The sequence below is a fragment of the Streptococcus sp. KCJ4932 genome (genome assembly GCF_004352745.1).
In the GTDB taxonomy this organism is placed as follows: Bacteria; Bacillota; Bacilli; order Lactobacillales; family Streptococcaceae; genus Streptococcus; species Streptococcus ruminicola.
Genome location: NZ_SJWW01000008.1, coordinates 78144 through 93629, shown reverse-complemented (window position 1 = coordinate 93629; position 15486 = coordinate 78144). Strand labels below are relative to the sequence as shown.

The following is a 15486-nucleotide window of genomic DNA, read 5'->3' as shown; positions in this document are numbered from 1 at the left end:
ACCTAGTAGATTCTAATTTCCATTAATTTTCTAAGTTCTTTAAATTTTTCAGATTGTTTTGGGGTAAAGGAAACTTTGCTATGTAAAACGACATCTGTTAATTCTAAACTCATGCGATTCATAAGAAAAGGAAATGATGTTCCGTTTGTTTTAAATTCATTAAGATAATGTGTCAATGTTTTTTTCACACTTGTAGCAGAATCATTTGTTTGTAAATCAAGAAGCAACTCCTCAATAATTCGGATAGCTTCCTCTCTTCTTTCTTTTCCACCTGAAAACCATTTTAATTTTGCCATCTAAAATTCTCCTTTTCCCACTCAATTTCAATGAAAAATAACCCCAGTTGCAGCTAATCCAAGCGCAAGATTTCCTTCAAACAATCCATGACTAGAGATTTTTTTGTAAAAGTCGTTGACACTTGAAGACATTTTTTCTTTTTTAGAAACATTTGCAACGCCAATCTGGCGTAAATCAGAAGCAAGACTCACAACAGCTTTGTCAAAATCTTTGCCATTTTCTACAGCATTTTTAAACTTCAACAAAACCTGACGCTCTTCTTCTTTGATATCAACAGATAAAACAAGGTTATAAACGTCATTTAACAAATCTTCCTTGACTAATTTTCCCATAAAAATTTCCTCCTATGGCATTAAAGCATTTACTAGACTTCGGCCAAAATCTCGCCCAGTTGAATAGACATGTTCAAAAATGACAGGATAAGCGATGATTAATAAAGCAAATCCGATGACTGTAATGGTAATTTTGTATTTTGAAAATAACGTCTTAAGCATATCTCATTCTTTCTAGTTTTAATGTAGGGCCAAAAATCCACTTGTTACCAAGCTAGATGTCGTACCGATTTTCTTTTTCATTTCTCAGCTATATTATACCCTTTTTTCATCACTAAAACGGAGCAAGTCGCAAACAGTCGTTTTTTCGTCGTAAACGGTAAAAATCATCGTTTCAGAAATTTACTCATCATAAAACAAAAAGACCGAATCCCGTAAGATTCAGTCTTCTCATTATTACAATCTCTAGTTTAGCGTATTTTTAATACGTATCGTCTGACAGAAATGATGAGCTACACTATCCGTTTCAACCGTGAGATTTGGATATTTTCGCATCATCTGATGAATCGTTGTAAGACCAATACCTCGACCATGTCCTTTACTTGAATAATCTTTTTGATAAATCAAATTAACTGGGACACTTTCTTCCTTAGTCGTATTATCTACAATTAGCACATAGTCATCATCTTGATAAAAACAAGCAATAGTAATAGCTGGATTTTCTGCTTCAAGCGCTGCTTCAATGGCATTATCACATAAAATAGCCAACAAACGAATATAATCTAGTAGCGGAATATCTGGTACTCCAATCTTATCTTTAACCTCTAAATTAACCTCAATATGATTGGCTTCTGCTTCTAAAAATTTAGCAGATAAGAGACTTTTTATAGCATCGTCTTTGATATTGGCTAGACGACTAATATTAAATTTACTATTTTGAATAAAATCCGCCGACTCCTCTAGAACAGAATCGTAGATTTTTCGGACTATCCCCATATCATCTTGATCAATTCCCTCTTTTAAGCTGACCAAGATATTAGCATAATCATGGCGAAAGGCACGTAATTCCTCATATAGCCCCTCAACTTTCTTACTATAAGCTGATAAATATCTTAATTCTTGCTCACGAGCACTGGCAATCTCTTTTTCAAGTCTATTTTGATAAGAACGATTCATGTAAAATAGCATTAAAATAAAGAAGATGAAGTAAATAACTACTAGCCATTGTCGATATATCAATGTTGAAAAATTTCCCAGAAATTCTACTGCAGTTAAAGATTCAATCACAACATAGTAAAAAATCATCGTCACATCTGTAAAAAACATCTTTTTACGCAATGATTTAATTTCACTAATCTCAATAAAAGTTTGAAAATCAATTTTTGATATTTTGATACTCAAAAGATAAACCAATAAAACAGAAAGCTGCACAAAAATAAATAAAATATTATTTTTACTTAGGACAATATAATCTAGCCCGAATATTGGTAGAACAAAAAAGCTAATCGTCCTAATAATAATGCTATCAATAACCCACGGGAAACTACCATTAAACATATGCAAAGATAGCGGCAAATCTTTTCTACTAAAATAAGATATTAAAAATAATATTAGGATTCTCCCTATAATGGTAGGAAACGGTGTAATATCAATAACAAAAAATGACAATGATATCGTTATAATTTCTCGTAAGTTTAGTCTTTCTCCTCTTACATTCGCAAAAATTGTCATGATAACAGGATAATAAGTAAGTTCTGAAGCATAAAAAATTAAAATTGCTTTTATCATCCCATCACCTCATTTCTGCCATCAGTTTTTTAACTTTGTCTCTTGAGACTTGGCAGTAAGAGCCGTTTTCGAAATAAGCTGTTCGGGTGCTTTTATCAAATTCAGTGACATTATTAACATTAATCACGAATGAGCGGTGACATTTCAACAAACGTTTATCTGATTTGGCTACCTCAGCAATTGTGCCATAAAACTCTGTTTGACCTGTTTTAGTGTGTAAAATCACACGGTGCACGGTTGGCGATGTTTCAAAATATAAAATATCATCGTAAGCTACACGGATTCTAGCTTTTGCTGTTTCAAACAGGTAAGAATTCTCACCAAAACTACCAGTTTGATATTTCAACGCCTCTTTCAAGCACAATTCAATGCGCCCTCCAAAGGCTTCATCATTCATATTTTTATCAATAAAATCAATCGCACCAACTAGTGATTGATAAGTTAGAAGCATAAACTCAGAATGGGTTGTCACAAAGACGATAATGGCTGTCGGATCTTTTTCACGAATAGATCTAGCAACATCTAAGCCTTGCTTTTCATCCCCTTTGATTTCTAAATCAAGAAAGAAAACCTGGTGATTTCCCTGCCCATCTGCCTTTTTTATAATATCCTTAGATGCCGCAAAAGCCTCTAAACGCTGATACTCCCAGTGGTTCCTTTCCATAATCATCTCAATCTGACGTTCGATTCGAAATTGTTGCGTGATATTATCCTCAAGGATAAAAATATCTAACATAAACCTCTCCCTACCTAAACTATTCTTTTGATTATCTTAAAGACTAACATTTTCTATTATAAAGGAAATTTTAGGAAAAAAACACCTATGTCGTAAACAGTTAATTTTTCGTCGTAAACGGCATTTAGAACTAAAAAAGCTGATAGAATAAACTATCAGCTTCACCTATCATAATAGTAATACCTAATAAATTACTTCAATTAAATTGTTATCAGTTGATACCCCTATTTTCATAATAGATCAACATCAAAACAAGTAAACAAACTATTGACAATGGAGTTGTAGTGCCTTCTTTTTGAGTTAAAGAATAAAAAATCAAAAAACAAACATAAGTAGACGTTTTTCTACTCTTCTTGATACTAAAGCCATCAATAGCAATTATTGTCAAAATAACACAATATAAAATAACAAAAATAGAATAACACATAAAAACTAATTTACTTTATTAATATCATACAATATAAACATTGTGAAAAAAACGAGAACTCCTTTTACTAACAAACCATCCATCGATAATACTGCTTTCACTCCCAATGCTAAAAACAGTATATTTTTTAGAACAGTTCTCCAATTTGTCATGTTTTCTTTCCAATTTTACTTTTTATTTTGTCGTTACAACTGACAATTCTTAGTTTAGCATAAATTTTAATTGATAAACGTTAATGTCATAAACGGTTAAAATTCAGTCGCGAACGGCAAATAAGATAAAAAAATCTGGCATTTTAAAATATGGGAATCACTATTAACAAACTTAGAAGAGTAGATATTTTTTCTTAACTCTTTTAAATTATTCTCCTGCCATAGCTGCTGGAATTTTTCCAGTAAAAAGATAATCATAAAGTTCTTGACCAGAAATTCCCCCACCAACCCAGGCACTCACGATTTGACCATTTTGTAAGCGAATAATAGTCGGCGTTCCAGGGATGCCAACTGTTCTAAACAGAAAATTCGCTGCTGCCTCATCAAAATCCTGACTATCAGTATTGTAATATTCTAAACGATTATTCATAAGAGTGTTGAAGTCTTTTAACTCTTGTGAAAACTGGCGACAATAATAGCAAGTTGGTCTACCAAAATAAATCACGTGCTCTTTGCCATCTTCTGTAAACATAGAGTAAACATCAGTCATTAGAACTTGGTTAAAGTCAGCAACATTTTCTTCATGTTGAGGAATAGTGACTTCAGCTTCTTCTGCCTCATTTGACGTTTCTAAATTAGTCGCACTCGTTTGTGTCTCTTGAACATCACTTGCCTGCTCAGCTGAATTTTCCACAGTATTATCCACAACTTCTGTCACTTCAGTTGCAGGCACAAGCTCATCATCAGCAAAAACAGAAACGGTAGCCATTGATAAAACCGCTGCTGATAATAAAATTGTTGTTTTCAAAACATTCTTTTTCATAAAATCTCCCTTCAAAAAACAGCCGATAGTTTGATCTATCAGCCGTGAAAATAATAACTCTAAAATTGACTATCATTTTTTTAATAAAATCTGTATAAATAATAAACAAATAGTCCCGCAAAAATTAATTTACAAGTTGTTAAATTCCAAAAGCTCTTACCGTATACAAAATAATCAATTAGCATCATGACAATTCCAATAAGTACCAACACAAGCATACTAATTAAAATATTTTTGTAAATATCAGACTTCATAGAATTAACCTCTTTTAGCTCCTTCGTACCCATTATAGAATCCCCAAGTGAATATTGCCACTCCAGCACAACCTTAAGGGACCAGCACCTGCGACTCCAATCATACAAGCCCCAGCAACAAGAACAGGGTCAATACCACCACCAGATATCTCACATAAATCAACTTCATTTAAATTTTTAAATGAAGAACCTTCATAAATAACACCTTTTTCCATTTTTATCCTCCCAATAATATACTATCCAAACTTATTAAAGCTACTTTGAATGTGTCACATAATAGGCTGTTCTACCAGCAGCTTCACCAAATGAATAAATTGCCCAAGCAGCGCCTAACACAATACCAACAACCTCTACACTCCCACCTTCAACGTTTGAAAGTTCTACCTCTGTCATTGCGGCAAATTGTTCAAAAGTTTTTGTATTCATTTGAATAACCTCCCAATATTTTTTGTCATCACGATTGACAAATTTTATCAGAATATTCCATCTTCTTTTGTCCAAGTCGTAATTTGTTGCTTTTAGGTCATAAATGGTAAAACTCTTTTGATTGATTAAGTATTAATCAACACTAAACAAAACATTCTATAAGATTCAATAACTTTTAAAATCATTATTTTTATTTATACTTTAAATTTAGAATACTATAAAATAAAGGAATTGATGGATTAAACCTTCAATTCCTTCAATACTAGTTCAATTGATGTTATTTTTATAACCTATTGAATTAGGATAAAAGAGTAGTAAAATACTATCAACAAGCATCAGAAACATGCCTAAGACATTTTCTCTTTGGAAGAAAGTAATTATTACAACCAATAAACTTAAGCCAGTTGCACAAGAAATTATGATTATTTGTTGCCTGTGCCATTTATAGTCAATACTATTTTTTTTGAGAAAATAGTGTGCCAATAAATCAATAATAAAACTCAAAAAAACAAATAATATCATAACACTAAAAATCTGTACTTTCTCTCTACTGATCATACTTAGAGAAATAAACCATAATACATCTGTGGTTAGAGTTAATATAATGACTAATATATTACCAAATTTTAATAGTTTTTCATTCATATTTTTTATTTTAATGTGGGAATACCACACCTAAAGCTGCACCTACACCTGCGCAAGCTAACATTGCACCAGGCTGGATAGCCACACCTGTTTGCATACAAACTGAAACTCCTTGGGCGGCTCCAGCCGCCGCTGATAAGAATACTTCACCCGCACGCTGGTTACCACCAATAATTCGTTCTAATTCTTTAGTCTCTAAATCTTTCATTTTAATTCCTCCTCATATATAAAACTTATCAGCTATAATATGCAATTAGATAACCAGAAGCAAGTGCCTTAGCACCCACATACGCACAAGCTCCTGCAAAAGGAGCAAGCGCTACACTAGCTGAGCAAACTCCTGCACCTACTACACCTCCTGCAATAGCAACACCAGCAGTATTAATAACCACATTCCCGCCTTCCACAGTAGAAAGTGCTTCATCTGTCATTACATCAAATTGTTCCAAATTTTTCATGTTTTCTTCTCCATTTTCCTTTTTTATTTGTCGTTGCAACTGACAATTCTTAGTTTAGCATAGAATTTTGCTCATAAACGTAAATGTCGTAAACGGTTAAAATTCAATCGCGAGCGGTAAAATCGCTGTAAGCAAATGACCTTTTACGACGAAAAAACGACCGTTTATGACTTGGGGTGTTACAAGCTAGCTTTTTGTGGCATAATATTTTTTGACTCTGTTTTAGAAGGAATGGTTTTATGAGGAGATACAAATACGTTAGTCAGATTGATATGCGAGATTGTGGGGTAGCTGCTTTAGCGTCAGTTGCTAAACACTACGGCTCACATTTTTCGCTTGCTCACTTGAGGGAACTGGCTAAGACGAATAAAGAAGGAACAACTGCTCTTGGAATCGTCGAGGCAGCCAAAAAGATTGGCTTTGAGACACGCGCTGTAAAAGCTGATATGGCACTTTTTGAAATGGATGATATCCCGTATCCTTGTATTGTCCATGTGAATAAGCAAGGAAAACTGCAACACTATTATGTCATCTATAAGGCTAAAAAAGATTATCTAATCATCGGTGATCCTGACCCAAGTGTGGGAGTCACAAAAATGACTAAAGCAGATTTTGCAAAAGAATGGACAGGGGTTACGATCTTTCTAGCTCCTGCAGCTAGCTATAAACCACATAAGGATAAGAAAAATGGCTTGATGAGTTTCTTACCGATTATTTTTAAGCAAAAAGCACTACTAACATATATAATCCTTGCCAGCCTACTTGTTACCTTGATTAATATTGTCGGCTCTTATTATCTTCAAGGAATCTTAGACGACTATATTCCCAATCAACTGCAATCCACCCTTGGTATTGTCTCAATCGGCTTGGTCGTGACTTACATCATGCAACAGATTATGAGCTTCTCACAACAGTATTTGTTAGTTGTGCTCAGTCAACGTTTGACGATTGATGTCATTTTATCTTATATTCGTCATATTTTTGAATTGCCGATGTCCTTTTTTGCGACTAGACGAACTGGTGAAGTGATTTCACGCTTTACCGATGCTAATTCTATTATCGATGCCTTAGCATCTACTATTTTGTCCCTCTTTTTAGACGTCAGTATTCTGATAATTGTGGGAAGTGTTTTGGTGTTACAAAATGCTAAACTCTTTTTCATTACGCTATTTGCATTACCCATCTACGCCGTTATTATCTTTGCTTTTATGAAACCTTTTGAGCGAATGAATCATGACGTCATGCAAGCTAATTCTATGGTCAGCTCTGCCATTATTGAAGATATCAACGGGATTGAAACCATTAAATCACTAACTAGCGAGGAGACACGTTATCGCAATATCGATAGCGAATTCGTGGAATACTTGGATAAAAGTTTCACGCTTAATAAATACGAAGCAATGCAAGCCTCACTTAAACAAGGGGCACAGCTGATTTTAAATGTGGCTATTCTCTGGTACGGCTCACGTCTCGTTATGACAGGGAAAATTTCTGTTGGGCAATTGATTACCTACAACACCCTTTTATCTTACTTCACAAAACCAATGGAAAACATTATTAACTTGCAAACTAAGTTACAGTCGGCGAAAGTGGCTAACAAGCGTCTTAACGAAGTTTATCTGGTATCTTCTGAATTTGATAACAAACAAGTAATTGATAATCCAGAGTTTCTCAAAGGTGATCTTGTCTTTGATGATGTTTCTTATAAATACGGCTTTGGACGCGATACTCTTAGTCACATTAAACTTCATATCAAAGAAGGTGAAAAAGTTAGCCTTGTCGGCGTCAGTGGTTCTGGGAAAACAACTTTAGCTAAAATGATGGTGAACTTTTATAGTCCAAATCAAGGTCAAATCACCTTGGGAGGCTATGACTATAAAACTATTGATAAAAAAGTTCTTCGTCAACACATCAACTACCTTCCACAACAATCTTATGTCTTTTCTGGAAATATCCTTGATAATCTCACTTTAGGTGCTTCTGATGCGATTACTCAAGAAGACATTATCAAAGCCTGTGAAATCGCTGAGATTCGTGCTGACATTGAAGCTATGCCAATGGCTTACCACACTGAATTATCAGATGGGGCTGGTTTATCTGGCGGTCAAAAACAACGATTAGCTATTGCCAGAGCACTTCTGACTAAGTCACCCGTCTTAATCCTAGATGAAGCAACAAGTGGTCTTGATGTGCTGACCGAAAAACGTGTTATCCACAATTTGTTAGCTTTAAAAGACAAAACCATTATCTTTGTTGCTCACCGTTTAAGCATTGCCAAGCAAACTGATCGTGTCATCGTCCTAGATAAAGGACAAATTATCGAACAAGGTCATCACGAGCAACTCATGCAAAATCCTGGCTTTTACGCTCAGCTATTTCAAGAATAAGGAGGAATCATGAACCCTAAATTATTTCAATCGGCTGAATTCTACCACAGACGTTACCATAATTTTGCGACACTCTTGGTTCTTCCAATGACAGCTTTCGTGCTTTTTTTACTGCTATTTTCTCTCATTGGAAAAAAAGAAATCACTGTCACTTCTGTTGGTAGCCTTCGTCCTACAAAAATTATCGATGTCGTGCAATCTACTAGCAATAACACCGTTCTTGTTAATCACCTGAGCGAAAACAAAACGGTCAAAAAAGGGGATTTGCTTATCCAGTACTCGGATAAATTAGAAGAAAGTCAAATTAAAGCTATTCAGACCCAAATCGAGCGAGATGAGCGTCAGCAAAATGCCCTAAACACACTAAAAGACAGCCTCAATCAAAATAAAAATCTTTTTTCAGGTGATGATGAATTTGGCTGTGCTGCAACTATCGATCGTTTTCTTAGTCAAAGTAAAACCATTACGGCTCAAGTTTCTCAGGCTAATGATTCGGTTGCCAAACAAGAAGCAGGGGTTAATCGTGCTAACGCTGCGGTTAACAAACAAATCAGTGAACTTCAAACACAAGCTAGCCAATACCTAGAAGTCAAAGATGCCATTCAAAACAATCAAACAAATGTTTCTGGTGGTAATCCGTACACAGCCACTCTGAACAGCTATTTAAGCCAACTCCAAGCTCTTCCTAGCGATGCCACTACCAGCAGCAAAGAAAGCCTTAAAAATCAGTTTATAGCTGACCTCCAAGGCCAAATTGATAGCATTAATTCTTCCATTTCAAGCCTACAAACGCAATCTGCTTCAAATTACTCAACTGGCAGTTACGACACCAGTGCAGCTAGCCAAATTGAAAGTCTACGCCAGCAAGAACTGACCCAAGCTGAAACACAGCTAGCTCAAGTAACTCAGGAAAAAGAAAACTTACAAGCGCAGCTTGATCAAACAAGCCTGTCAAAATCTGATACTATCCTAAAAGCTAAAGAAAATGGGATTTTGCATGTTTCTGATGAGTTTGAAGGGAAAACTCTTCTCCCTCAAGGAAGCCAAATTGCAGAAATTTATCCTGATATTGTTAAAACCAAAAAAGTTGCCATTTCATACTACGTTGATTCAACTCATGTTAGCCAACTAAAAAAAGGACAGTGTGTGCGTCTAACTCTTGAAAAGATTAGTAATCACGCCATCGTTGTTAGCGGAAAAATTAGTAAAATTGCTAGCTCTGCTACCCAAACAAAAAAAGGGAATTTCTTTAAAGTCACAGCAACTGCAGAGGTTACTGAAAAAGACAGTTCTAAGCTAAAATACGGCTTACAAGGCAAAACCATCAGTGTTATCGGAAAAAAATCCTTCTTTAACTACTACAAAGACAAGCTCTTAAAAGATTTTCAATAAGAATAACCAGCCAAATTGGCTGGTTTTATTTTTTTCTTGGTTTGAACACTTTAACAAAAACTAAGACTAAATAAAGAAGATAAATCCCTGTAAAGACAAGTTTTTCCGATAAATCGTTCGATTCTAGTATAAAATTTTTTATCCAAATCACTGAAATAGTACTTACTGCTACTAGCCAGCTAAATTTTTGCTGCGAGTTTTTCATAAAATCCTCCCATTCTCCTTAATTTTCTTTTTTAAGTGTAAAAAGAAAAGGGAAGTAAGCATCCTAACTTACTTTCCTCTAATATCATCTTGAAAACGATGAATTTTCAAAGATAGGTTTCTCCCATAATATCTCGCGAGTGCCTAAGATTCCCTTTTTACATTGCAACAACACTTCTTAGTAACACTGCGACTAAAGTCCTTATGTCATTTAAATCTCCTGGAAATGACGTGTCATGTGACTGACATATTTAATTGTAGCAGAAATTTTGCGAAATGACCGTCTATGTCGTAAACGGTCGTTTTTTCGTCGTAAACGGTAATTTTTCATGATTTTTACTACCTTTCAAAGAAAATAAATGTAATCAGATGCCAGCTAAGATAAATATTCCACGCCATGTGAACAAGAATTGATGGATAGATTGACCGTGTTTTTCTAAAAAGAATCGCTAAAATTAAACCAAGAAAAGCATAGTTTTTAAATACCTCTAAGCTCAAACCATAAGAAGATAGATGAGCTACTGAGAACATTACAGCAGATAGTAAGCAATCTAAGTAAAATTTTGATTTCTCAAAAAAGCTAGTCATCAAAACACCACGATAAACTAACTCTTCTAGGATTGGTCCGATAATAAAGGGTTGTAATGCGACCAAAAACGCCAATGGGGAATCACGGAAAAATAATAAATCATTTTTTATATCTCCACCAACAAATAAAAGATTACTGAAGTAAGCGTATATCACCCCAAAAGCAAGCAAAGTTACTAAATAATCTAAAGGTTTTAGTGGTCTTATTTGAAATATTTCTGGTCTTCTTCGTCTTAGGTATATCACCAGTACAATAATAAATAGGATGGTAAAAATATTAAGAAGAGGGTAATGATATTCCGTTAATGGTAAATCAAATCGCTCTAAAATAGTAAACATTACAAACTTTAATCCAAATAGATGATAATAGATAAAAAATATTGCCAACAGTTTTGGAGCAAGTAAGTTCTTTACTTTTTCTATCATAAATACTCCTTTTTAGAAATCAAATTTTATATTTAATTTAGTAAAACCAAAATAATTCTTGGAAGATAATTTACCAAAGCATGCAGTAATATTGGATAATAAATTGATTTTGTCCACCTAAAAGTCACACCTAAAGAAAGTCCCGCAGGAATATATTGAACAAAATCTAACCACGACCACGCTGACCAGATAACATGGATAGACGCAAAACAAACAGTAGATACTAAAATATCTAGGTAGTAACGTGAATTATTAAAATAAGTTGTCATCAAAATACCGCGATAAAATAGTTCTTCATTTATAAGAGTAATCACGCCTCCCCACAAAAGCTTCACAAGTAGACTACTCTCTGATGCACCTAACCTGCTATTATTCAGTAATTGCTGGTTCATTGGCAACGGCAAATAATAAGCAAGAACAACAGAAAGAACAATGTTTCCCAAAGACAGTAAAATAATTATCCCAATATAATGATACTTGAAACTCACTTTAAAAAACTTTTTTCCCTCTTGCTTAAGCAAATAGGACACCATCAACAAAAATACAAAAGTAAAATAACTGCACAAAAAAATCAGTTTGTGAAAATCATCGGTAGCATATTTTATAAATACTTGTCTTAATAATCCTGGCAAAAGGTAAAAAAAGATAACATAAAAAATAAGAGGAAAAGCCAATAATAAAACTCGCTTTCCTCTATAATCATCTAAAAGATGATTTAACACACAATCATTCCCCCATTAACGCCACTTGCGATTGAGCACCAATCAACTTTTGTCCACCAAGGTTGATCAGGGGTGAATTTTCCCCCGCCTCCAGCAAAGACTTGATTTCCGCCCTCAACACGCAAGTGCTTCAATTGTCATTGGGTCAAATTGTTCAATCGTTTTTGTGTTCATTTTATGTCTCCTAAATTGTTTTTGCCATCGCGATTGACAAGGTATATTTTATCAGAATTTTCGCACAACAACCGACTATGTCGTAAACAGTCGTTTTTTCATCGTAAACGGTAAACTTTTTAATAACCCTTACCGTTTGCGACTGAATATTAACCGTTTATGACTTGAGCGTTCACAGCTATACATTTTATGGCATAATAAAAGCGATATTGGTAACTGAAATTTTTAGGAGATTAACAATGAGTTTGATTATATTTTATAAATTTGTGATGTCACAGCCTTGGCATGACTTTTCAACAGTGGTGGCAAGTTTAGCTCATCAGCTATTTTAAGCATAAAAAAAAGCAACTCTTTCGAGTTGTTTTTATTATAAACCGACTTCTTTCAAGGCGTCAGCTAATTTTGCAAAGTCTGCAATTGATAAAGCTTCACCACGAATTGATGGTTTGATTTCTGCGATTTCAAGAGCTTTTTCAAGCTTAGCTTTTGTTTCTTCTGCTTTTCCGAAGTGGCTTGTTAGGTTATTCCAAAGGGTTTTACGACGGTGAACAAAACTGATTTTAGCAATGCGGAAGAAGAAGTCTTCGTCTTTAACTTGAACAAGTGGTTGTTCACGGCGCGTCATTTTCAAAATTGCTGAATCAACGTTAGGCGCTGGTACAAAGACTGTACGAGGCACGATGAAAGCAACTTTTGCTGTCATATAATATTGCACCGCAATTGAAAGTGAACCGTAAGCTTTGGTATTTGGTTCTGCTGAGATACGGTCCGCTACTTCTTTTTGCATCATCACGACAAATTCTGCAAATGGAATTTTTGATTCAATCAAGTGCATCAAGATTGGTGTTGTGATGTAGTAAGGAAGGTTTGCTACGACCTTGATTGGAAGGTCTGGGTTAGCAAATTCTTTGATACGGCTTTGAAGGTCTGATTTCAAGATATCTTCATTGATGACTTTGACATTGTCAAAATCGCGTAGCGTATCAGCCAAAATCGGAATCAAACGGTCGTCAATTTCAAACGCCATAACTTCAGCAGCATTTTCAGCCAAAAATTCTGTCAAAGCACCGATACCAGGACCAATTTCGATAACGTTGACATTCTTATCAATCTCAGCAGTATCCACAATTTTTTGTAGAATGTTAGTATCTGTCAAAAAGTTCTGTCCAAATGATTTTTTAAAGGTAAATCCATGACGCTCAAGGACAGCACGCGTCACACTGTAATCAGCAATTCTCATAATTTATTTAACTACCTTATCCACAAGTTATCCCCAGAATAAGGTTTTGTCATTCCTTTCGTTTCTGTCAATGCAAGTTACTATTGTATCACATCTGGCTCAATCGCAAAATACTGCGACGTTTTCGCATGGTTGCTGTGATATGTAACTGTTTTTCAAGGTAATTGGTATTCAGTCGCTTTTTCTTTACTTCTCTTGGTAAATAGAGGTACAGGCACTCACTACCAGCTTTCAAGATTTCATCACCAAAATCCGTCCCTAGTAGTTCATTTAATATCTCTTGGTTAAGCTGGTCATTGGTAAATACCAAGTGAACACGTGAGTCATCGTAGCTTTCATCAAAGGGACTTTCAGCAAGAGCCGTCGTAAACTGGGCTTGCGTTTTGAGGATAACCGATAAATCCGCACCGATTTTTGCCTGAATCGTGTCATGAATCAATGCACAAATGTCATCGTCAGACAAGGTTGTCTCAAAAACGATATTGCCACTTTGAATATATGTCTTAACATTTTCAAGACCTGCTTCTGTTAAAATCTCTGCCAGATAAGCCATTTTAGGAATACGATTCTGCCCAACTGGCGTAACTCCCCGTAAAAGCGCAACTTTTTTCATCCCTCATATCTCTCCATAGCTTCTTCTACTTCGGCTAAAGTGATGCCGAAAAGCTCTAAGCGTTTAAGAAGTTGTTTACCGTTACTATAGCCGATGCGGAGTTCTTCACCAAGGTATTCACGACGTTTACGGCTGTCGCCTCCCATTAAAAGTCCTAAACGCATCAAATCAGCTCTTGTGATGTCAAATTGGTTGTCATCATCAAAGTTCCCTAAAACACCTTTAAGAGCCTTTTGTAAATCTTCAAAGCTGGCATGTTCGACACCAAGTGAACGTCCTTTGCTTTTTGATTTTGGAACGGCTTCGCCACGATTTAAAAAGGCATGTTTGACGTTTGGAATAGCATTCATGATGATTTTACGAATGCGTTCGCCATTGTAATCAGGGTCAGTAAAGACAATAACACCACGAAGATTATTTAATTTTTCGATGCGTTCAAGGTCGTCATCGTTGATAGCTGAGCCGCGAGTTTCATAGGTATCAACATCATAAAAACGACGTAGGTTAGCGGTGTCATCTTTCCCTTCAACAACAAGTACTTCTTGAATTTTAATTTTTTCAGTCACAGTTAAATAACCTCTTTGCATTATCAAATGTTGCTTTTGCCACTTCTTCGCTAGTCAATCCGCGTAGCTCTGCAATTTTATCCACAACATAGCGTGTATAAGCCGTGCGATTTTCACGGCCTCGTTTTGGAACTGGTGCAAGATATGGTGCATCCGTTTCAACTAAAATCTTATCAAGCGGTAATTTTTGCGCAGCTTCTTGAACATCAAGAGCTTTTTTAAAGGTCACAACACCTGAAAATGAAATCATCATGCCAAGCTCGACAAAGCGCTCTGCCATTTCCAAAGAACCAGAAAATGAGTGAATAATCCCACCACGTGGTCCAACACCGACTTCTTTAATCACTTTGTAAGTATCTTCCATAGCATCACGAGTGTGCACGATAAAAGGCAGATTGTGCTCTTTAGAAAGTTGAATTTGACGTTTGAAAACCTCAATTTGAACGTCTTTTGGGTCTTCCATCCAATAAAAATCAAGACCAATCTCACCAAGACCAATCACTTTTGGGTGTGTGAGATTTGAAATAATCATGTCCTCAATTTCTTGATTATAAGAACCTGCTTCAGTTGGGTGCCAACCGATTGTGGCATAAATTTCTGGGTATTCTTCAGCTAATTCAATAGCTCGTTTAATGGTTGGTGCATCAAAACCGACGACGTTGTGTCGAGTAACGCCCATTTCTTTTGCAAGTGCCAATTCTTCTGCTTCACGACCAGCAAAATCATCAGCGTTTAAATGCGTGTGTGTATCGAAAATTTCCATGATTTTATTATAACACAGACCGCAAGAGAGACCAAAGTATGTGAGAGGAAAACCAAGAAAAGTTAAGTAATAATTTTATGCAATCGTTTGCTTTATAGCGATATTTCTTTATAATAAAGGTATATTTAACAAA

The 15486-nt window shown here is 35.3% G+C and carries 18 protein-coding genes; 2 read left to right on the top strand and 16 right to left on the bottom strand.

The annotated features are described in order from the left end of the window. Positions 1-2 precede the first annotated feature (2 nt). From E0E02_RS04990 to E0E02_RS04935, 10 genes are all read right to left on the bottom strand, one after another. The gene (locus E0E02_RS04990) at positions 3-296 is read right to left on the bottom strand and encodes a bacteriocin immunity protein (RefSeq protein ID WP_093815787.1); all 294 of its coding nucleotides are present in this window, start codon (positions 294-296) and stop codon (positions 3-5) included. Between the two features lie 27 nt (positions 297-323). Next, complete coding sequence (locus E0E02_RS04985) at positions 324-629, bottom strand: bacteriocin immunity protein (protein ID WP_133018012.1); 306 nt, start codon at positions 627-629, stop codon at positions 324-326. Positions 630-641: 12 nt separating this feature from the next. Continuing rightward, complete coding sequence (locus E0E02_RS04980; RefSeq protein WP_039696228.1) at positions 642-791, bottom strand: hypothetical protein; 150 nt, start codon at positions 789-791, stop codon at positions 642-644. A 243-nt stretch (positions 792-1034) separates the two neighbouring features. Continuing rightward, complete coding sequence (locus E0E02_RS04975; protein WP_133018011.1) at positions 1035-2357, bottom strand: GHKL domain-containing protein; 1323 nt, start codon at positions 2355-2357, stop codon at positions 1035-1037. A gap of 4 nt (positions 2358-2361) precedes the next feature. Next, positions 2362-3093 (bottom strand): response regulator transcription factor, encoded by a 732-nt coding sequence (locus tag E0E02_RS04970; protein WP_133018010.1) that lies wholly within the window; start codon positions 3091-3093, stop codon positions 2362-2364. Positions 3094-3880: 787 nt separating this feature from the next. Next, positions 3881-4495, bottom strand: a complete 615-nt coding sequence (locus E0E02_RS04960) for a thioredoxin family protein (RefSeq protein ID WP_240789016.1) — start codon at positions 4493-4495, stop codon at positions 3881-3883. A 286-nt stretch (positions 4496-4781) separates the two neighbouring features. Further along, positions 4782-4964 (bottom strand): hypothetical protein, encoded by a 183-nt coding sequence (locus E0E02_RS04955; protein WP_074564470.1) that lies wholly within the window; start codon positions 4962-4964, stop codon positions 4782-4784. A 40-nt stretch (positions 4965-5004) separates the two neighbouring features. Continuing rightward, a complete protein-coding gene (locus E0E02_RS04950; protein WP_074564472.1) occupies positions 5005-5175 on the bottom strand; it encodes a class IIb bacteriocin, lactobin A/cerein 7B family in 171 nt (56 codons plus the stop codon). A 655-nt stretch (positions 5176-5830) separates the two neighbouring features. Further along, positions 5831-6028, bottom strand: a complete 198-nt coding sequence (locus tag E0E02_RS04940) for a Blp family class II bacteriocin (protein ID WP_074564475.1) — start codon at positions 6026-6028, stop codon at positions 5831-5833. Positions 6029-6056: 28 nt separating this feature from the next. Further along, positions 6057-6278, bottom strand: coding sequence for a Blp family class II bacteriocin (locus E0E02_RS04935; protein WP_074564476.1), 222 nt, complete (start codon positions 6276-6278; stop codon positions 6057-6059). 239 nt (positions 6279-6517) lie between these two features. On the opposite strand from E0E02_RS04935, the gene E0E02_RS04930 reads away from it, so the two are divergent. Both E0E02_RS04930 and E0E02_RS04925 read left to right on the top strand, forming a co-directional pair. Next, positions 6518-8665 (top strand): peptide cleavage/export ABC transporter, encoded by a 2148-nt coding sequence (locus E0E02_RS04930; protein ID WP_133018008.1) that lies wholly within the window; start codon positions 6518-6520, stop codon positions 8663-8665. A 9-nt stretch (positions 8666-8674) separates the two neighbouring features. Next, entirely contained in the window at positions 8675-10057 is a 1383-nt protein-coding gene (locus E0E02_RS04925) for a bacteriocin secretion accessory protein (protein WP_133018007.1), read from the top strand. A 543-nt stretch (positions 10058-10600) separates the two neighbouring features. Here the strand turns inward: E0E02_RS04925 and E0E02_RS04920 are convergent. From E0E02_RS04920 to E0E02_RS04895, 6 genes are all read right to left on the bottom strand, one after another. Beyond that, positions 10601-11275 carry a type II CAAX endopeptidase family protein gene (locus E0E02_RS04920; RefSeq protein ID WP_133018006.1) on the bottom strand — a complete coding sequence of 225 codons (675 nt, stop codon included), beginning with the start codon at positions 11273-11275 and terminating at the stop codon, positions 10601-10603. A gap of 32 nt (positions 11276-11307) precedes the next feature. Then, the gene (locus tag E0E02_RS04915) at positions 11308-11997 is read right to left on the bottom strand and encodes a type II CAAX endopeptidase family protein (RefSeq protein ID WP_133018005.1); all 690 of its coding nucleotides are present in this window, start codon (positions 11995-11997) and stop codon (positions 11308-11310) included. Positions 11998-12538: 541 nt separating this feature from the next. Next, a complete protein-coding gene (gene rsmA, locus E0E02_RS04910; RefSeq protein WP_133018004.1) occupies positions 12539-13411 on the bottom strand; it encodes a 16S rRNA (adenine(1518)-N(6)/adenine(1519)-N(6))-dimethyltransferase RsmA in 873 nt (290 codons plus the stop codon). Positions 13412-13499: 88 nt separating this feature from the next. After that, positions 13500-14024 (bottom strand): DUF1697 domain-containing protein, encoded by a 525-nt coding sequence (locus tag E0E02_RS04905; protein ID WP_133018003.1) that lies wholly within the window; start codon positions 14022-14024, stop codon positions 13500-13502. Next, positions 14021-14590, bottom strand: coding sequence for a ribonuclease M5 (gene rnmV / locus E0E02_RS04900; RefSeq protein WP_133018002.1), 570 nt, complete (start codon positions 14588-14590; stop codon positions 14021-14023). Before rnmV ends, E0E02_RS04905 begins: the two co-directional genes overlap by 4 nt. Then, positions 14583-15353, bottom strand: a complete 771-nt coding sequence (locus tag E0E02_RS04895) for a TatD family hydrolase (RefSeq protein ID WP_133018001.1) — start codon at positions 15351-15353, stop codon at positions 14583-14585. Before E0E02_RS04895 ends, rnmV begins: the two co-directional genes overlap by 8 nt. Between the last annotated feature and the right edge of the window lie 133 nt (positions 15354-15486).